This window comes from Burkholderia sp. AU27893 (assembly GCF_002223205.1).
Classification (GTDB): Bacteria; Pseudomonadota; Gammaproteobacteria; order Burkholderiales; family Burkholderiaceae; genus Burkholderia.
The window spans coordinates 2,683,139-2,701,084 of sequence record NZ_NKFD01000004.1 but is presented as its reverse complement, the minus strand read 5'-3'; the positions used below and the strand labels follow the sequence as shown (position 1 = coordinate 2,701,084).

Annotated in this window: 12 protein-coding genes; 11 read left to right on the top strand and 1 reads right to left on the bottom strand. The window is 55.3% G+C overall.

The annotated features are described in order from the left end of the window. Window positions 1-97 precede the first annotated feature (97 nt). Window positions 98-712 carry a LysE family translocator gene (locus tag CFB47_RS32070; RefSeq protein WP_089457258.1) on the bottom strand — a complete coding sequence of 205 codons (615 nt, stop codon included), beginning with the start codon at window positions 710-712 and terminating at the stop codon, window positions 98-100. 1,061 nt (window positions 713-1,773) lie between these two features. Between CFB47_RS32070 and CFB47_RS32065 the strand changes: the two genes are divergently transcribed. The 11 genes from CFB47_RS32065 to CFB47_RS32020 all read left to right on the top strand — a co-directional run bounded on the left by CFB47_RS32065 (window position 1,774) and on the right by CFB47_RS32020 (window position 17,224). Next, a complete protein-coding gene (locus CFB47_RS32065) occupies window positions 1,774-2,130 on the top strand; it encodes a helix-turn-helix domain-containing protein (protein ID WP_085546120.1) in 357 nt (118 codons plus the stop codon). A 286-nt stretch (window positions 2,131-2,416) separates the two neighbouring features. Beyond that, window positions 2,417-3,052: a hypothetical protein gene (locus CFB47_RS41890; RefSeq protein ID WP_256946790.1), complete on the top strand. Its 636-nt coding sequence runs from the start codon at window positions 2,417-2,419 to the stop codon at window positions 3,050-3,052. Next, window positions 3,033-4,982, top strand: coding sequence for a Mu transposase C-terminal domain-containing protein (locus CFB47_RS32055; RefSeq protein ID WP_089463463.1), 1,950 nt, complete (start codon window positions 3,033-3,035; stop codon window positions 4,980-4,982). The genes CFB47_RS41890 and CFB47_RS32055 overlap by 20 nt, the downstream gene beginning before the upstream one ends. Beyond that, the gene (locus CFB47_RS32050; RefSeq protein ID WP_256946789.1) at window positions 4,972-5,901 is read left to right on the top strand and encodes a TniB family NTP-binding protein; all 930 of its coding nucleotides are present in this window, start codon (window positions 4,972-4,974) and stop codon (window positions 5,899-5,901) included. Before CFB47_RS32055 ends, CFB47_RS32050 begins: the two co-directional genes overlap by 11 nt. Then, window positions 5,898-6,866: a TniQ family protein gene (locus CFB47_RS32045; RefSeq protein ID WP_089463462.1), complete on the top strand. Its 969-nt coding sequence runs from the start codon at window positions 5,898-5,900 to the stop codon at window positions 6,864-6,866. Before CFB47_RS32050 ends, CFB47_RS32045 begins: the two co-directional genes overlap by 4 nt. Window positions 6,867-6,997: 131 nt before the next feature. Continuing rightward, the gene (locus CFB47_RS32040; RefSeq protein WP_089463461.1) at window positions 6,998-7,234 is read left to right on the top strand and encodes an antitoxin Xre/MbcA/ParS toxin-binding domain-containing protein; all 237 of its coding nucleotides are present in this window, start codon (window positions 6,998-7,000) and stop codon (window positions 7,232-7,234) included. A gap of 31 nt (window positions 7,235-7,265) precedes the next feature. Further along, window positions 7,266-8,036 (top strand): TniQ family protein, encoded by a 771-nt coding sequence (locus tag CFB47_RS42170; protein WP_089463460.1) that lies wholly within the window; start codon window positions 7,266-7,268, stop codon window positions 8,034-8,036. 464 nt (window positions 8,037-8,500) lie between these two features. Then, entirely contained in the window at window positions 8,501-10,351 is a 1,851-nt protein-coding gene (locus CFB47_RS32030) for an ATP-dependent endonuclease (protein WP_089463459.1), read from the top strand. An 82-nt stretch (window positions 10,352-10,433) separates the two neighbouring features. Continuing rightward, window positions 10,434-12,713 (top strand): hypothetical protein, encoded by a 2,280-nt coding sequence (locus CFB47_RS41375; RefSeq protein ID WP_179259013.1) that lies wholly within the window; start codon window positions 10,434-10,436, stop codon window positions 12,711-12,713. A gap of 535 nt (window positions 12,714-13,248) precedes the next feature. Further along, window positions 13,249-14,076, top strand: a complete 828-nt coding sequence (locus tag CFB47_RS32025; RefSeq protein ID WP_143330888.1) for a hypothetical protein — start codon at window positions 13,249-13,251, stop codon at window positions 14,074-14,076. Window positions 14,077-14,089: 13 nt separating this feature from the next. Continuing rightward, window positions 14,090-17,224 carry a DEAD/DEAH box helicase gene (locus CFB47_RS32020; RefSeq protein ID WP_089463457.1) on the top strand — a complete coding sequence of 1,045 codons (3,135 nt, stop codon included), beginning with the start codon at window positions 14,090-14,092 and terminating at the stop codon, window positions 17,222-17,224. Window positions 17,225-17,946 lie beyond the last annotated feature (722 nt).

The window sequence follows — 17,946 nt, the reverse complement described above, 5'->3', positions numbered from 1 at the left end:
GCAGCAGCGGCGCAACCGGCGAAACGGCTGCGCGCGCCCGTAACAAAAGGGTACGCCTGCATCGGGCGAATCTCAACGGGCGCGCGGTGAGCGCTCACTACGCCAGCAGGTGCGCGACCAGCGGATACAGCGACAGGATCAGCAGCACGGCCATCGTCATGTTGAACATGCGCAGCGCGCGGGGGTTCGACAGGAAGCGGCGCAGGCCGAGGCCGAAAGCGGCCCACAGGCAGATGCACGGGAAGCCGATCAGGATGAACACGACGGCCATCCAGGCGGCGTTCATCCCGTAGTCGGCGGACAGGCGGACCGTCGTCGCGGCGGTCAGCACCATCATCCAGGCCTTCGGGTTGATCCACTGGAACGCGGCGGCTTCGATGAACGTCATCGGACGCGGCTTGCCGCCGTGGGCCTTCACTTCGCCCGACGTGCCGATGCGCCACGCGAGGTAGAGCAGGTACGTGACGCTCGCGACTTCGAGGATCGTGTACAGCAGCGGCAGGCGCTTGAACGCTTCGCCGAGGCCGAAGCCGACGCAGAGCATCAGGATCGCGACGCCGATGCTGATGCCGAACAGGTGCGGCATGGTGCGGCGGAAACCGAAATTGACGCCGGATGCGAGCAGCATCGTGTTGTTCGGGCCGGGCGTGATCGACGTGACGAGCGCGAACAGCATGCCGGCGGGCAACGCGCTGAGGGTGAGGAATTCCATCGCGGATTCTCCGTTCGGTTCTGGACTGGGATGGAGGTCAGTTTAGCGACGGTTTTCTGTACAGTACCGGTACAGTTGGTTTGACGAATGCCGGTACGGGAGAGGGGGTGGAATTGTTGTGGGGGCGACGCTTGTGTGGGCTCTCAGAAAAGATGTCCGTAGTCTCAATAAGTTGTCTTTGAAGAATTGGCTACCTTTCATGCGTTCGGCATGTAATCCGTAGGGATAGGCGGAAAATGATCGGAGAATATTTGGCAGTGACGGTCTACGACGCAATGTTTAGTCGATGGTGTCAGATCGATGCCGCCGCATTGACGACGCTCAATCGCCGTCTCACGTCTGGGCGTGTCTTCACAAGCCAATGAGGAGGTCGATGCTTAGTTCAGGGCGCAAGCCATCTGCCGAAGCTACTCGGCTCGTTCGGCTAACCCTCCCGCGCAGGTCGATGTGGTACTTGAGCGCATCGCCAAGATTGGCTTCTACGGCTGCTCTGAGTCGGAGGTTGTCGTGATCTTGCTTTAGCGAGAACTTGATCGAATCGCCGGGGATAGCTTTGTCGATCGTCTTGATTACCTGACGAAGTAGACCTAGAGGCTCTGTGCAGCCTTTCTGCGGCACACGCTTCAAATTGTCATACCAATCGCGGCAATGTGAGCCATGGCTATTTGTGTCGCTTTGCAACCCGGCCCACACTTGTCCTGGGAGTGTAACTTTCGCGCAACGGATGCTTTTCGGCCGGCCGGCACCGTTCATCCGTCACCGCAAATCTGCGTGTCGTTTGAACACCTATAGATTAATTTTCGTCGATTTCCTTGCGTATGCCGTTCAGAAGTTTGACGAATGAATCGACCCTACTCGAGAAACATACGAGCCGACACTTGTACAAAAAGGGAAATAATTTTCTTCTCCTTTTCAGCGTTTCCATAACGCCTGACTCTATTTTTTGATTCGAACGATGGTTCTTCCGCCTTTGTTGTCGCGGAGAAGAAGAAAAAATTTACTTGTCCGCCGGCTGGGTCACCACATACATTGAGAGATAGGACATGTGTAGGTGCAAGGCGATGACTCCATTCTCAAATGCATTGGCGTACTACCGAAAGCGAGCTGGTCTCAGTCAAACGAATGTGGCCAAGCAACTTGGGGTCGCGATTCAATATGTCTGGAAGCTCGAGCGCGCGGTTAAGCCGCCGCCATCGACCGAACAAATTGAGCGGATAGCTGCGGTACTCGGCATGAGCAACGCCGATGTCGCTTCATTGCTCGAGGCCGCTCTGGACTCGCAAAGGAAATTGCAGTTACCCGACGACCTGCACTCAGATACGTTGCGCCTGATCAATCGCCTGGTGCGGGCGTCGACGCGTCTAAGCGGTGACGAAGTCACCTTGCTTGATGAACTGGTGGCGAGGCTGGATCGGTAACGTCATCCTGAAAATGCCTTTTCCCATCAACCAATTGAATTAGGAGTACTGCCTATTCGAAAGAAAAGAAAAAACCAACCCTTTACGACGGATTGGTTCTTTCGACCCGACTGAGCGGGAGCACAACTGAAACCTAAGCGACTTCAGTATAGCTCCCTCCTCATCGGCGTCAAGGCCCAACTCGTCTCCTCGTTGCGTGGAAATGACATCCGCGCGGCCGGCGCTCGTCCATTCGGACTGGCGCTCCCCACATCCACGCGCCCGAAAGGGCGCAGGAGACATCATCATGCCTTCGTACGATACCCGCAGTGGCGGAAATTTTCGAGGTTTCACGCCCTCTGTCAAAAACGCTTGCTCGATGCCTTGGTATTCCCTTGCGGAAGAGGCGACGACCCTCTTGCTCGAGTTCAGCCCAGAAGTACTGCGCTTTCGTAGCGCTCAAGATAGAACATTTGTTCTCCGTGAGGCCGGCCAGGTTTTTCGGTACACGCCGGATTACGAGATTGTGCGGCGCGACAGTTCGACTGTCTTCGTCGAAGCCAAGCCAACAAAGGATCTGCAGAAGCCTTCAGTGCAGGCCCGCATGGCGCGTGCGAGAGCCGTCCTTGCCGAGCATGGACACGCCCTCTTCATTTGGGATGAACGTACCTACATCTCCGGCACTCGTCACGAGACTCTGCGGCTCTTGCGGCCGTGGCTGGGGCGAATTTCGTCCGAACGGATCCGGGAAGCACAGTGGCTCGTTGAAAAGAAGTATCCGAAAACCCTCCGAAACCTCGTGCATCTGGCCCGTTCACGCGACGTTGCGTTGACCTGGATCGCCAATGGCGCCGCGGGTATCGATCTCGATGTGCCGCTGACCTCCGACGCAGCCATTTACGTCGCTCCTTCGGAGGTGCGTCATGCAAAAATTTTTGCTTAAGCGTGGCGTCGAGTTCCGTGAGGGCGAGTATGTCTGGCGCGTTCAGACTGCGCTGCCCGATGGTCGAATCGAGCTCAGCTCCGACTACAGCTCGCCAATACGCCTGCACGAAACTGAAATATGGGCACGCCACGGTAATGGGACATGGTCCGTCAGTATCGAATCGCTACGTGAGACGGCTGCGTCGCCGATTGTTGTTGCTCGACGTGATGTCACCACCTTCAAAGAAGAAGATCTTGTCGTGATGCGTGCGCGACTCGTCTACCTAAGAGCCGTCGAGGAGGCGAAGTGCTCGCGCGTCCACGAAGTCGAGACCGTCATCAAACGGGTGGCGTGTGAGGTTGGCGCATTGATACCGCCAACCTATCGATCCTTCTGTCGGTGGAGAGAACGCTACCAGCCGTCACGTGATGTCATGGACGTGGTGCCGCGCCATGAAAACAAGGGACGACGCGAAATCCTCGATGGTCGACTGCTCTCGCTGGTGGAAGATGTCATCGAAACGCACTATCTCAATGGCCAGAAACTCAACGTGGCGAGATTGTACGATCAAGTAGAGGATGCCATTGACGCTCATAACGAACGTGACCTGGAAAATCCGTTACCCACGATTAGTAGAGCGACGCTTTATCGTCATGTTGGGAAACTGAACAGCTATCTCGTCACCGCGGCCCGGGAGGGCCGCACCGAAGCACTGAAGCAGTATCGACCGGTGTTCCGTCGGCTCAAAACAAAACGACTCAACGAGCGGTGGGAGATTGACCACACGCCGGTGAACTTGCTGTGCGTCTGTGAGCGCACCCGTATGGTCATCGTCCGTCCCGTACTGACGCTCATCATTGATGCGCACACTCGCATGGTGATGGGGTTTCATATCGGGGCGCGCTCACCTGGCCAGGAGGAGGTTGGATGGGCAATGCAAATGGCCATGCTCAGCAAGCGCGATCTACTGAACCGATTAAGCCTCGGGCATCTTGAATGGTTGGCGCGAGGTGTAGCCGAGATGATCTTCGGTGACAACGCGTGGGAATTCCACGGCGGCGCCACACGAGCTGGCTGCGACGAGTTGGGGATTTCACTCGTGTACTGCCCGAGCCGTGCACCATGGTTCAAAGGCCGTGTGGAGCGGTTCATGCGCACGATAGCGGAACAACTCTTCCATTTGATTCCGGGGACGACTTGGTCGAATACCAAGGATCGTGGAGAGTACCCGTCTGAGAAGCTTGCGTGTGTGACCCTCGAACAGCTAACGGTGTTTGTCGTGCGCTGGATTGTGGAGTGTTACCAGCACGCGCCACATCGTGGCTTGAAGGGCAAGACACCGTTTCAGGCATGGCAGGAAAGTGCACGGCTGACCCCTATCTACATGCCGGCCGATCCCGATCAGCTTTCCGTCGCGTTCTCGGACACCATCATACGTCCGATCACGAACAGTGGCGTGACGTTTGATCACCTGTCGTACAACTCCAGTGCGTTGCAACTGCTTCGTCACAGCATATCGGACGACGAAAAAGTCAAGGTTCGGTATTTCAACGAGCAGACCAGCTTTGTCTACGTCTACGACCCAAGGCAGAAAGAATACCTTCGCGTTGATTGCACCGATCCAGACTACACGAAGGATTTGACCAGATGGATGCACAACGAAGTCACGGGCGCCATGCGAGACAGCAGCGTCGATATCAACCCTGTCTCGCTTCGAAAAGCGCGTATCCGTCTCGCAGACGACATTGCCAAGGCGGAGCTTGATCAGAAACTCAAGAAGCGCAAATGGGTTGCGCAGATCAAGGGGAAGTCGAGCAAGGATCTTTTGTTGGGAGCCGCTGGTGGGAACGTCGTGGACGATTTCGCCCAGTCCGATCAAGTGGACTCCATGGTCGTTAGATTCGATAGTGTTCCTGAATTTTCTGTTACGAAGCGCAATGAACGGTAAGGAGCTGATCATGAAGCGATTTAATGTCCGTAAAAGCATTGTCGAACATCCCGATTTCGTTACTGCGCTCAAGAGTATCGAGGAGATCCATCAATGGCTGCGGGAATCCGGTGAAGCAGGATGTCTGGCGACGATTGGGGCGTCGGGAGCCGGAAAATCGACCGTGCTCGAATGCTATCGTGCCCAATTCCCGGTGCGAGAGGAGGTGTTGCGCCGGCACGTGCCGGTTCTCTATGTCATCGTGCCTGCAGTACCGACTGTCAGATCGCTGGCTGAAGCTATGTTGATTGCCTTGGGTGAAATCGCGCAAGCTGGTCAATCGAGTGCGCGCCTGACAGAGCAGATTGTCAAACTGGTACACGGCTGTGGCGTGGAGATCATCATGCTCGACGAGTTTCAGCACTTCGTCGAGGGCGATCGCCGTTCGCTGAGACAGGTTGCGAACTGGCTGAAGGTGCTGCTGGACCGGCTCCCAGCTGCTGTTGTGCTCGCGGGGCTGCCGTCGCTGCTGGGTGTGCTGCGAGTCAATGGGCAATTGCGGCGCCGGTTTTCTCGCGTGACGGAGATGCGCCCGTTCAATGTGAACACCAACGAAGGCGCCCAAACGTTCATTGGCGTGATGCAGGCGCTCGCCAAAGATATGCCATTGCCGATGACGGATATTGTCGACAAGCGTGTCGTGATGAAGTTGTACTACGCAACTGCCGGACTGGTGGACTACATGTGCAAGCTGTTGAATGGTGCTTACCAGGTTGCCGAGAGACGCGGTGGGAGAAGTGTCACGCTGAACGATTTTGCCGCGGCGTTTCGCGTTCATATCTGGAAGGATGCACCACCTTCTCGCGATCCCTTCGATTCGAAGTTTAATGGCGTTCCGCTTGACCAACCGGGTGAACCGTTTGCGGAGGACGTGCAATGACGACCCCTCTTCTTCTTGGCGTTGCTCCGCATCGGGGAGAGTCGCTTTCGTCGTTGCTGCATCGCGTTGCCGAGGTCAACGGGTTGAGTGGACCAGGGATGGTCCTGCGCCGCGCCGGCGTGGCTGCTGCTCGGCCGCGCTTTGCCTCGGAGGTCGATGCGGTTGCCCGTGTTTGCCGGCTTTCCCCGAAACTGCTCCGTGCGATGACACCGATGAACATAGGCGCGATGGACTGTAACGGGGTGAAGCACCCGAAGATCAGCTTGTACGGTCACTGGGTTGAGCCCGATGCAATCCTGGTCGGCGCCAATGAGCGCGTATGCCCGATGTGTATCGCCGAGCACCGACATGTGCTGGGTGTGAATGCTTACGTATTTGCGACGTGCTGCGCTGTCCACGGCGTCCAACTCCTCGATCGCTGTCCGGGCTGTCGACGTGATGTGTCGTCCATGCGACCGGGTCTGGCGCGTTGTCAGTGTGGGACGGATCTCGGGTCAGCCGCGTGTCAACTCGCGACGCCGGACGAATTGATGATCACTAGGCTCATCGATCGGCGCTGGCGCATGAGCTTCGAACATGACGTGCCGGACTGTCCGCCAGGCGTCCCTTCCGATTTCGCGGCGCTTGACCTTGGGGAGTTGCTGCGCGTGCTTTCGTTTCTCTATCGCGCCAGTGGTGCAACGATCGGGTCGACAGACAAGGGGCTGCGCTCGAAGGCCATTTCTGAACTGACGCCGCGCATGCAGAAAATCGGGCGGATCATGTCGGACTGGCCTCGGGGATTCGTGGAACTGGTCAACGCAGAACGGCAATACCGACCTCGGTCGGGTTCGATCTTGAGCTCGGTCAGGAGCGTTGAGCACATTTCCTTGCGTTTGTTCACGGAGTTGCCGGAGCCGCCATTCGCGTTCCTTCATCGCGCATTGGTCGACGCAATCGGCGGTCCAGTGGTGCAGGCCGTGTGACGCGGTGTTGTCGATGACCCGTGGCGATCCGATTCAAATCGGATCGCCACGGGTTCCGACGTGGGACTTCGAATCGGGGCGAGGTGGACATCATGAAAACGTGTCGTTGCGGCACATGGCGATCCGAATGTATGGTCGAGCCCGTGCCTGAAGCGATCTGGAACAGGCTCGTCAATCTTGTGCAGAAAATGGTCGACGAGTCAGGCGAGTCGGAGGGATTTGATGCGGAAAAGTGGTTGTGTACGTGGCTACACGAAGAGGTGCCGTCACTCGGGTGGAAGAAGCCAGTTACGTATCTCGATACCACCGACGGAGAGGAACTGGTGGCCCGGACGCTGCTGAGCATGCAGACAGGCGCCTACCGCTAGGAACGAGCACCGCATCGATCTGGAGTTCGATATGGAAAATCGAAGTTGGATGTCGTGCTCCGCAAGGCCAGCGAATGCGATGTTACGGCTGCCGCTTGCGCTTCGCGTCGAACCCTATCCCGACGAGTCGTTGTCGTCGGTGCTCATGCGTCTGGTGGACGCCAACGGTCTGAGAAGTGTTGGGGCGTTGCTACGCGACGCGGGTTGCGTTGCGTTCGGTCCGTTGGTTTCCGCCGAGATTGCAGAGCTGTCGCGTGTTTGCCGGATCGGGCAATCGACCATGAGATCGATGTGCCCGGTCGAAGTCGGTGGGCGAGCACGAGGGGCCGCCTTCAGTTACGCGGTGGGGCGTCACGTGATTGAGGCCCGGCACTTGCTTGTTCGAGCGCGCGAGCGAATCTGTCCGATGTGCCTGCTCGACGGCGGAATAATGCTTGCCGCCCATCGTCTTACCTGGATGACGGCATGTCCCGTGCATGCTGTTCAACTGCTTGACGTTTGTCCACAGTGCGAGAAGCCGATCATGGTGACGCGGCCGAGCATGGTGCGGTGTCGATGTGGTTCGGCTTTCTCGCACATTTCTCCTGTGGCGAGCGTCCCCGAGGAGATTGAGAGTGCACGCTGTCTGTACCAGTGCTGGCGTATGTCGGCGGCTACAGAATCCGGATTATCCGAAGGTCTAGCCGCGGTAGAGGAGCGAATAGACTGCCAACACGCCGTTGAAATGAGGCCGGGCAGTGGCAGGGTCGACCGGCGACGCGTTCCATTGCGTCAGATACGGTATGCGTTGGGTTTTATCTGACTCCGCAAGGAGCGTCACGGCATTGGGTGCGCATGTCGATAATTTCCAGTCGATGCAGCCACTGTTTCGTGCCAAGCAAGTGAAGCTGCACTCGTGATCTGATGGCAGGAACAACGGCTTCACTTCGTTCCGGTTGCACAGGGCCAGGACGTTGCAAGGAGGACGAGCATTCGGGAGATCCACCCCATAATAAGTTTCGAAATAGCCGACCAAGCAGTTCCTGATGCCGTTGGCTATTGATGACGCCACGTTGCTGTATCGAAACTAAGGCTGATCCTATTGTGATATATGGCCGACCATATCGGTCGACCGCAAGGTTCGGCAAGTAGTCAGTCGCGGCTATCTGGTTGTTGACGTAAGATTGGCGATGACTAGTCGTACTACGACGTCATCGAACGAGACAAATGAAGCTGATGTACTGAGGAGCCAGCGTTCAAGACAGTTTGATATCGGGGAGAAATCGCATGCGCCTGTGTCGCTTCGAGGTCAGAAATTTTAAGTGCGTCGAGTATGCCAGCTTGGAGTGGGAGGACTTGCTGGTGCTGATCGGTGAAAACAACGCCGGCAAGTCAACCATCCTGTCGGCCATTGCTGCTTTCCTGAGCGGCAGCGCTATTAAAGACCCATCGTTGTTCCGGCGACATCTGACCGATGTGGCGAACGCGATCGAGCTCATTGGACATTTCGACGGTCTCAGCGACGAAGAGACAACTCAGGTAGCAGTTCGTGGTCGCATGAACGGCGACCGCTGGGTCTTGAAGAAGCGCTACTGGTTCGAGCCCGGCGAGGACGGCGAATCGGGTGGGTGGAAAGAGGCGCTGTATTCCTTCTCCGGCGCGGAGCGATTTGAAGGCTGGCCAGAGGCTGACGCGACTTGGAATGCATTTCCAGAGGAATATCAGCCGCTCATTGCGGCGCTGCCAAATCGCGGAGTTCGCCCTACGAACGCTGCGAGAGAGACGCTGCGCGAGGCGGTGCGACGGCAACGGCCTGACCTCGTGGCTTTCGGGGCGCCCAATTGGGTGCCAAACCCAGGTGGCGGCGGAAATTGGAAAAGCAACGCCAACTCCATCCTGCCACGCCCCATATTGGTACGGGCGGTGCAAGAAGCTAGCGACGAGACCAACGCGAAGGATGCGTCGACCTACGGCAAGTTGGTGAATCTCATTGTCGAGCGAAGCTTGGCACAGCGCCCGGAAATGGTTCGGTTGCAAGAGGCGTTGGACGAGGTGTTGGCCTTGTTCCGCCCTGACGAGGCCAATCCTCAACGCCAAGCCCAGGAGGTTCGGGACCTACAGGACCGGATCAACCGGAGCCTTAACGAAGTAGTAGGAGGCCAGGCGCTGATTCGTACGGAAGCGCCGGAGATTCGATCGATGGTGCTGCCATCAACGTCTCTGGTCATCCGTGACGTGGAAGCAGGCATCGATACTGACGTTGGACACCAAGGACACGGCCTTCAGAGGACATTGGTCATTACCTTGCTGCAATCACTGGCCGATGCGCAGGCGCAGGTTGTACCTGGTGCGGCCCTCGCACCGGTAAGAGCCAACATCCTGCTGATCGAAGAGCCGGAGCTATATCTTCATCCGCAAATGGAGCGGTTGATGCGTGACGTTCTGTATCGTTTGGCTGAACAAGCTTCTACCCAAGTGGCATGCTGCACTCATTCACCAGTGTTCCTTGATATCGCCACCAAATATCGAGCTATCGTTAGGATGTTCAAGACGCCACAAGGTGACGCGGCTGCGCATCAGGTGACCCAAGATCTCTTTCCCGGGCAACCTCTCCAAGCCGACAGGCAGCGACTGAATACTGTGGCACGCTTCGATCCTACCGTGAACGAGCTTTTCTTCGCCAAACGGGTCGTGCTTATGGAGGAATTTAGCGCTATTGCAGCTTTCGAGCGAGGCGCAGAGCTAATGGGACTGTTCGAACGACATCTACGACTTCGGCGCGAGGTGTCGCTTGTGGACTGCAACGGCAAATCGAACGTCCCAGCGTTTCAGCGCGTGCTGAACGCATTCAACATCCCCTATCGCGTACTGCACGACGAGGATCCTGGCAATCCGGCCGAGCAGGCAAACAACCAGAATATTCTCGCCCTGTTAGTCGCTGGTGCCAATCAACGGCATTTGGTTGCGCCAGATCTGGAGGGCCTCTTGGGATATCAAGCGCCTCGCAAAAACAAGCCTTTTCTAGCCGTCAGGACCGTGGAAGATCTCCATGCTCAAGGCCAGCTACCAGCTGCGTTTCGGGAGGCCGTTTGCATGGCCTACTTTGGTCAAACTGCCGAACCGCTGCCGCCTCCCTGATCGCTGAACTCCCCAAATTAAGTTTGCAGGCAAGCTAACGAGTGATGTGTTGGGCTGGTGAAGTTGAAGGGGAAAAATGTGTATGGAAGACTTTAAATCGACTCCTCAGGCACCGAATGTATTTCTCGCGTTAAACACGCTAGGCTGGAAGGCCTTTCAAGATCTTTGCGCCCAAGTATGTGAGGTAGCGTTCAACCGTACCGTTTCAGTTTATCGCGAAGCGCAGGATGGTGGGCAGGATGCTGTCTTCATGCTTCCCGCAAGGGACGGGCGTGACCAATCCACTGAAGCAACTGTCCAATGCAAATTCAGTAGTCGGGCAGACGGCAGGCTGAGACCATCCGATATATCCGACGAATTGGATACTGTCAGGAACCTTGTTTCCGCCGGCAAAGCATCTGTCTACTACTTCATTACCAACCTTGGCATAGATGCTCCCGTAGCGTCGGAGATTCGAGACGCGCTGACTGAAGCCGGGGTTCTTGAGCCTCACGTTCTTGGGCGCGAGTGGCTCACGCTTCAAATTAAAAGCAGCTCGCGACTACGGGCGTTAGTGCCACGCGTCTACGGCTTGGGTGATCTATCAACTATTGTCGACGAAAGATGTGCAGCGCAAACGGAAGCCCTTCTCGGACACTTATTGCCAAGCTTGAAAGTTTATGTGCCCACCGGGGCGCACAGGACTGCCGTCCGAGCGCTCGGCGAACACAAGTTCGTTTTGCTATTGGGTTCTCCCGCCGCGGGCAAGTCAATGCTGGCGGCAATTCTGGCAACCACCGCGATAGACAGCGAACATCATCAAACTTTCAAGTGTGAAGGCCCTCTTGAGCTACGATCCCGTTGGAATCCGCATGAGCGAAATCGCTTGTTCTGGATAGACGATGCCTTCGGTCCGAATCAGCTGAGAGATGACTATGTCGACGCTTGGATCGAATTTATGCCGAAAATGAAGGCAGCGATTGAATTGGGCAATCACTTTATCCTCACGTCCCGTACACACATTTGGAATGCGGCAAAGCACAAGCTCGGCACCAGAAATCACCCCCTTCTTGCGGATGGTCGGGCGGTCGTGGACGTAGGTTGGCTCAGTCCCGAGGAGCGGCAGCAGATCTTGTACAACCACATAAAGGCCGGAATCCAGACGAAGACTTGGAAGCAGGCGGTGAAGCCTCACCTGCAAAGCTTGGCCGAACAGCCTTACTTGCTTCCAGAAATCGCGCGAAGATTAGGGGATTCGAGCTACACAACCGGCGTTAAGTCGCTGCCCGACGATCTATTTCGTTTTGTGCATGAGCCTCAGGAATTCCTAAAGGAAACGATTCTCGAACTCACAGCCGCGCAGCAAGCGGCGATGACGTCCGTTTTTCTTGCTCGCTCCGTGCTCCCTGATCACTCGGCCGGCGATTCGGAGTGTAAGGTGGCCGCAGACAAATTTGGAGTGCCGGTTGCGTCCGTCATCGAAGCACTGGGTCAGCTTCAAGGCGTTTTCTTGCTAAAACGCTTGGAAAGCGGGCAAATGTGTTGGGGATTCGTTCATCCTACGTTCGCAGACGCGATAAGCAGCATCCTGAGTGTTAGGTCAGATTTGGTCGGCCTATACGTTCGCGGCACACGCCTTGAAAACCTACTCAGCGAAGCCGTCTGCGAAGGAGCACCAAGCGTGCGCGACGCTGTAGTAGTGCCTGCTACGAGCTTCGACAATCTAATCGGACGCTTAGCCGATGCGCCGGATGCGGCAGGACTTAATGAGAAATTGTTTCTATTTTTGGTGGGGCGATGTCCGGAGTCTGTGGCCAACAAGGTCCTCGAACTCGACCCCTCCATTCTAAGAAGGCACGGCGACGAACGTTCCTGGCATAAGGTCGGGTGGAACAATCGTATTCGACTCCACGGGCTTGCTCATCGACTTGGAGTTCTGGAGGACAGTGTGCGTTTGGCAACGAGCGACGAGCTCCAAGAAGCAGCACTTCGCAATCTCGACCTGTCTTTCCTCCAGGACGACGACTTGCTCCGGCTTATTCCTCCTCTAGAACTGATGCGCCTTACCGGGAAACTACTCGGATTGCTGGACGAGAATATTGGTGACCGTATATCGAACCTCGCTGATAGCGCAGATCCAGACAGCGATCTCGACGATCATTTTGACCCAGTCTCTAGTTTCCTTCGCGACATCGAAGATCTGATTCCTGACGACTTGCAGAGCAGAATCCAAGAGTTACAAGATGAGTTGGCAGACGCTAAGAGATCGGTCAAGTCAACGGAGTCAGAGGACAGTTCAGCTAGCTTTTGGGAGAAAGTTGCACCTGCGAAAGTAAGAGACGTTACGGCAGGGCGGTCTATCTTTTCCGACGTCGACGATTAACATGAACGAATCGGGATCTGAACTATCACTCAGAGCTAGATCAAGTCGCAGGTACGAGTACTGGACTCGATCGCATTGGTCGTATAGATAGTCTTCCGGGTGGCTTACCGACAGCAACAGCGATTCTGGCCCAACGGGAATATCGCTGATACCTCAAGTGGGAGGTGGCTGTCATCTTTGACAGCTGCAGAATTTAGAGACTGTTTGCGACAATCGGACGTGAATCTCGCCTGGATGGCAGCACGGCCTCGGCGCCACTCGTTCCAATTGTCGGCCAATGTGGTGTGCTGATGGCCATCCCTACTAAATCAGCCATGCCGCAGTGACATAAAGGCTCCCATCTTATCCACTATCATCGGTATCCGACCTGCCTGCTAGGGTCTCACCTCCCTTCTCCACACACAAGCTTGATTAAATTAGCTAAAGCAGTAGATGATATGGGGAAGTTGGAGCTCTCCAAGCGGATGATGAGTGTTGGTGCAGTGTGTGAGAGACGATAAGAGTAGCGCCGAGGGGCCGTCGTAGACCAGACGGTTTGAAGAAAACGACCAAGACGTGTGTTCTTGGCAAAAAATCGAATTGTATGCTGCCTTCTTCCACGAAGCAGAACTATAAGTCCGCCGAGGCGGGTGTTGCGTACCTGGGGCTTTGTGTCGCTGACGAAGCCGATTGCATCGATTGGTTGAAGGGCCCAGTTCGCAACCGCGCGTATGACGCGGAGGAAGTTGCCGCCCTGAACGATTTCATGCGAGTCGAGGGGTTCGACGATACAGCGCTACACGCGGCGCTCATGGCTCCAGATGAGCAACTCTCGGAGAATGACATCGGCGAAGCAATGGCGGAACTCGCCTTGCAGTCACAGTTGCAAGCCATCTGGCCGACAAACCGTAGGCGAGACATGCGGTCAGTTCGCGCGAGCCTTCCAGGCGCTGACATAGTGGGTTTTATACCGTCGGATGACGGTGGCTACCGGTTCCTGTTTGCCGAGGTGAAGACCTCATCGGACTTGAAAGTTCCCCCGGCGGTCATGTACGGGAACAAAGGGTTAGAATACCAACTTTATACGCTTGCCACCGACTGGCGAGTGCTCAGGCGCCTTTTGTCGTACACATACAGCCGGGTTCGCGAGACCTCGCTTATGCCCGTCTGGCGGGAAGCTTTCAAGCGTCTTGCGAACGAATTTCCGACGGGGGCAGAGCTCGTCGGTGTCCTCGTTCGAGACACTACTCCGCAGGCGAAAGATGTTGCTCATCACGCCGGGGCGTTGTCGGGCAAGTTGCCGAACGTAGATTGCGTTTCGCTTCTCGCTCTGTATATCTGCGTTCCAGCCAAAAATTGGTCGCTACATTGCACACCGCTTTGATAGGTACAGCATCGTGGCTACTTCTGAAACCCTGCGAAGCGTCGAACGTGCACATGCCGAGGCGCAAAAGCGGCGTATCTATGAGACGTTTGGCCTATCGCTTCGCGATGAGGTTAGGGACGAACTCGCCTCAGTCATTGCCGAGCTTGCAGTTCTTGATGCCATGGGGCCGAATCAGCTTGCCCCCGAGCTTCGCAACCGGGCAGCAAAATCGTATCTCCTGCTTAAAGATGAGCGTCCCGACGATGAGCCACCAGAAGACCATCTGACTTGGCTGTTGCGGACAGCTACGCTCGCCATCATTGCTGATCGCCCGGCTGAAGCCCGCAGATTTCTGCGGACCGAGATGGCATCCATTTCTGCACCCCGAGAGCATTGGCTGCCATATGTGCGTCAGTCTGTTGCGTTTGCCTGGGTTGGCTTGTTGCGCAAGGACGGCCGCGACGACATTGATGCCACGGTCTCAATAATTGCGAGTCTGAGGGCGCAGCAAAAGACATACGAGAGTCGATGGCTCCAAGGACGGGGCACGCGGGAACAGAAATCTGCCGCCCTTGAGCTTGTGGGGCTCTACAATCTCGCCAGTGCGGCTGACCGGATGGCGTCCTACACGATAACTGGACGCAGTGAGGGTGCATCAGATATTGGCGCGCAAACCGACATGCAGTTCGAGCGTGCAATCGAGGCGTTTGAGCGCGCTCGCTCGTTAGATTTGCTCGACGTTGGGATTCTGTTGCATGCTGCCGCGAAGCAGTTGATAGCTAACTCGGTTCGCACCGCGGTTCGAGGTGCAAATTCTCTAACGCAGCGATTTGCTAATTACCTTGTAAATCGACCACACAATCCAATCTTCGAACTGCTTCCGCCTCAGCGGGCTGCCTTGGCTGAGGAAGGGCTCATTTCAACAGCCCGCCGCTCGATAGTCGTAAATTTACCGACATCTAGTGGAAAGACGCTTATTGCAGAATTCTCAATACTGCAAGCGATAAATGACCTGGGCAGCTCTAAAGGTTTTGTTGCTTACATTGCGCCAACGCGTGCTCTAGTCAATCAAATCTCGGCGAAGCTACGTCATGATTTCGGAGAGTTAGGTTTACGCGTTGAACGCCTATCTCCGGCATTGGAATTCGATTCTATCGAAGCGGCTATTTTGGACGCTGAGTCTGCTGAGAATTCCGAACCACCGGTCAATGTGCTTGTTTGCACACCCGAGAAATTTGATTTACTGATGCGTCGCGATGACATACGCGACAAGCTCGGCGTGCTTGCATTGGTCGTTGTTGATGAAGCGCACAATGTAGGTGGCTCAGACGACCGTGCCATCAAACTTGAATTGCTGTTGGCGATGCTGAATCGAGAGCATCGAGACGCGCGCTTTCTACTTTTGACGCCGTTTATTAAGAACGCAAAGGAAGTCGCGACGTGGCTCGATCAGGTAAATTATCAGGATTACTCCATCGCGGCGGATTGGGTGCCGAATGATAGAGTCGTCGGTCTCGCCCTGCCCCCTCGCGATAAGGCGAAGCGTGGGAAACTGCTAGAGGATATTCAATTTCGCACGCTGCATACGCCGAGGCGGACACTTTTCGTCGATGAAGTGGTGACGCTTCCCGGCGTGAGCCCATTGCTTGGACTTACGGAATCCGTATCCAAGACTGCGGTAAATAAGCTTGCTGTTGCTACTACTCAGGTTTTGAGTACGCGTGGCCCTACAGTTTTGTTGTGCGGTCGCGTTGACGCGACATGGGATGCTGCGAAAACGCTCGCGATGTATTTTGACAATCTTGGCGAACAGTCAAATACAAGGCGGGCTCTTGCTGCACGCTTTGTTGAATATGAGTTGGGAAAGGACTTTCCATTGGCCGACTATATAAACGTCGGTGTTGCGGTCCACCATTCGGGATTGCCTGAGGAGGTTGCCCAATTCATTGAGTTGCTTTTTTCCGAACGACAGCTTCACACTCTTTGCTCAACCACCACACTTGCGCAAGGGGTGAATTTCCCGATTTCGAACTTGGTGTTGGCGACGATTTCCCAACCGTATAAGTCGAAGATGGATTACTCCGAATTCTGGAATATTGCTGGACGCGTGGGGCGTGTTGACCAGGAAGCAGTCGGTGTTGTTGCACTCGCTAGCAGCACGCAAGAACAGCAAACCAAGCATGAGAAATTTGTAAGTGAAGCTCTCGAGAATCTCGCATCGAGGCTACTTGCAATGGCACAAAAGCTGTATGACGAGCGCGCCCTAAAAGGGCTAAGGGATTTCGTGTGGCAACCGGAATGGTCAGCCTTCGCTCAGTTCATTACTCACACGTTCCGGCGTGTCGGCCCCGTGAAATTTGCAGATGAGTTGGAGCTTATCTTGCGCGGAACATTGGGCTACAAAGCTCTCCGTGAGAACAATACGGTGCTGGCGCGACACCTGCTGATTCAAACGCAGCAATACGCACAAGGCTTTGCCTCGGACATGGGGGCGGTCAAGTTAGTCGATTCGACAGGATTTTCTATAGAAAGTGTTCGTCGTGCGTTGAGTGACTTGGCACAAGTTCATGCGCCTGAATCACTCTTGAGCGGAAGTCTACTGTTTAATGGAAAAAATAGGACTTTGAAGGAAGTCATGGGAATTTTGCTCAAGATTCCGGAAATTCGCGAGAATCTGGAATTTGGCAAGGGCTCGGATGGCAGCAAGTTAGCGTTCATGGTTGCAGATTGGGTGAACGGCCGCCCCATTCCTGACATTGCGAAGGAGTACTTCGAGGGTGAAACAGACGTAGAGAAAATTACGGAATGTATGAGAAACGTAAAGAAGATATCTACGTCAGCATCATGGGGGCTTGCTTCATTGATATCGATGAAGTTTGGTACGAGCCTTGAGTCAATGAGTGACGAACAGCGCCGCGAGGCGGCTAATGTTCCATCTATGGCCTTGTATGGTGTCAATCGCGACTCTGCGATCGCTTTGCGTAGTGCCGGGGTGCCACGCAATGCTGCGTTGGGCCTTGCTGCTAGGTCGTCACTTGGGCAGGGCGGAAGCGTTTATCGATTGCGCGAAGAATTAAAAGGCAGTCGTGAAACGTGGGCGAGTGCCCTTGGGAAGCAGCGTGGCGCAGACTATCACCAAGTATGGTCTATGTTAGAAGGTGTTTGACGAGCGTAGGTTAATTATTTGTGCGCGGTCTTTTGTTGTATGCGCTTTAAATGTATTTATCATGTATCTGGCTGTTATGTTCTATTCCCTGTCGGTGTGGGGAAATAGAATATTGCTTGTTTGAATTTAATGGCAAAAAACTCCGCCTGACCATTTGGCTCAGTGGCCTGTCGGGAATCGGTCAGTTTCTCTTCGGGCGTCCGCGATATTCGCAGGCGGGGACTTTGCCTCCTTTGCGGCCGATGTATTGTCGGTCGACTTGAACAGAGGGGCATCGATCTCAAAGGTGCTGACCGGTTTACCGGTGCGGACATCTCTCATGCCATGATTTGTGTGGGTAAGTCGAGTGTGATCGACTCCACTGGCGACGGTGTTCACGCACGCAATCTTGAGCGACTTATTCTTGATCCAGGCTGCGCTGGTCATGTACTTCGACCGGCGAAGCCGCTGACTACTGACCAATTGCACTCCGTCATTTCTTTCGCCAGAGCAGCGGTTGGTAACCTCGGTTATCAGATCGCAGACATGATCGCGTTATAGAAACGTAACAAGTCGTGCCAGCGGATCGCTTCCTGCGGTCGCTCAACTCTAAAGTTAAGCTTCGCATGAAGCCCATCAGAAAGAGCCCGATCAAGTTTGCAACTGAAGATATCCTAGTTACCGTTCGCCTCTGGCCGATACCTGCGGCGAACGCCGGTCACGAACCGGTCTCAATTGTGCGC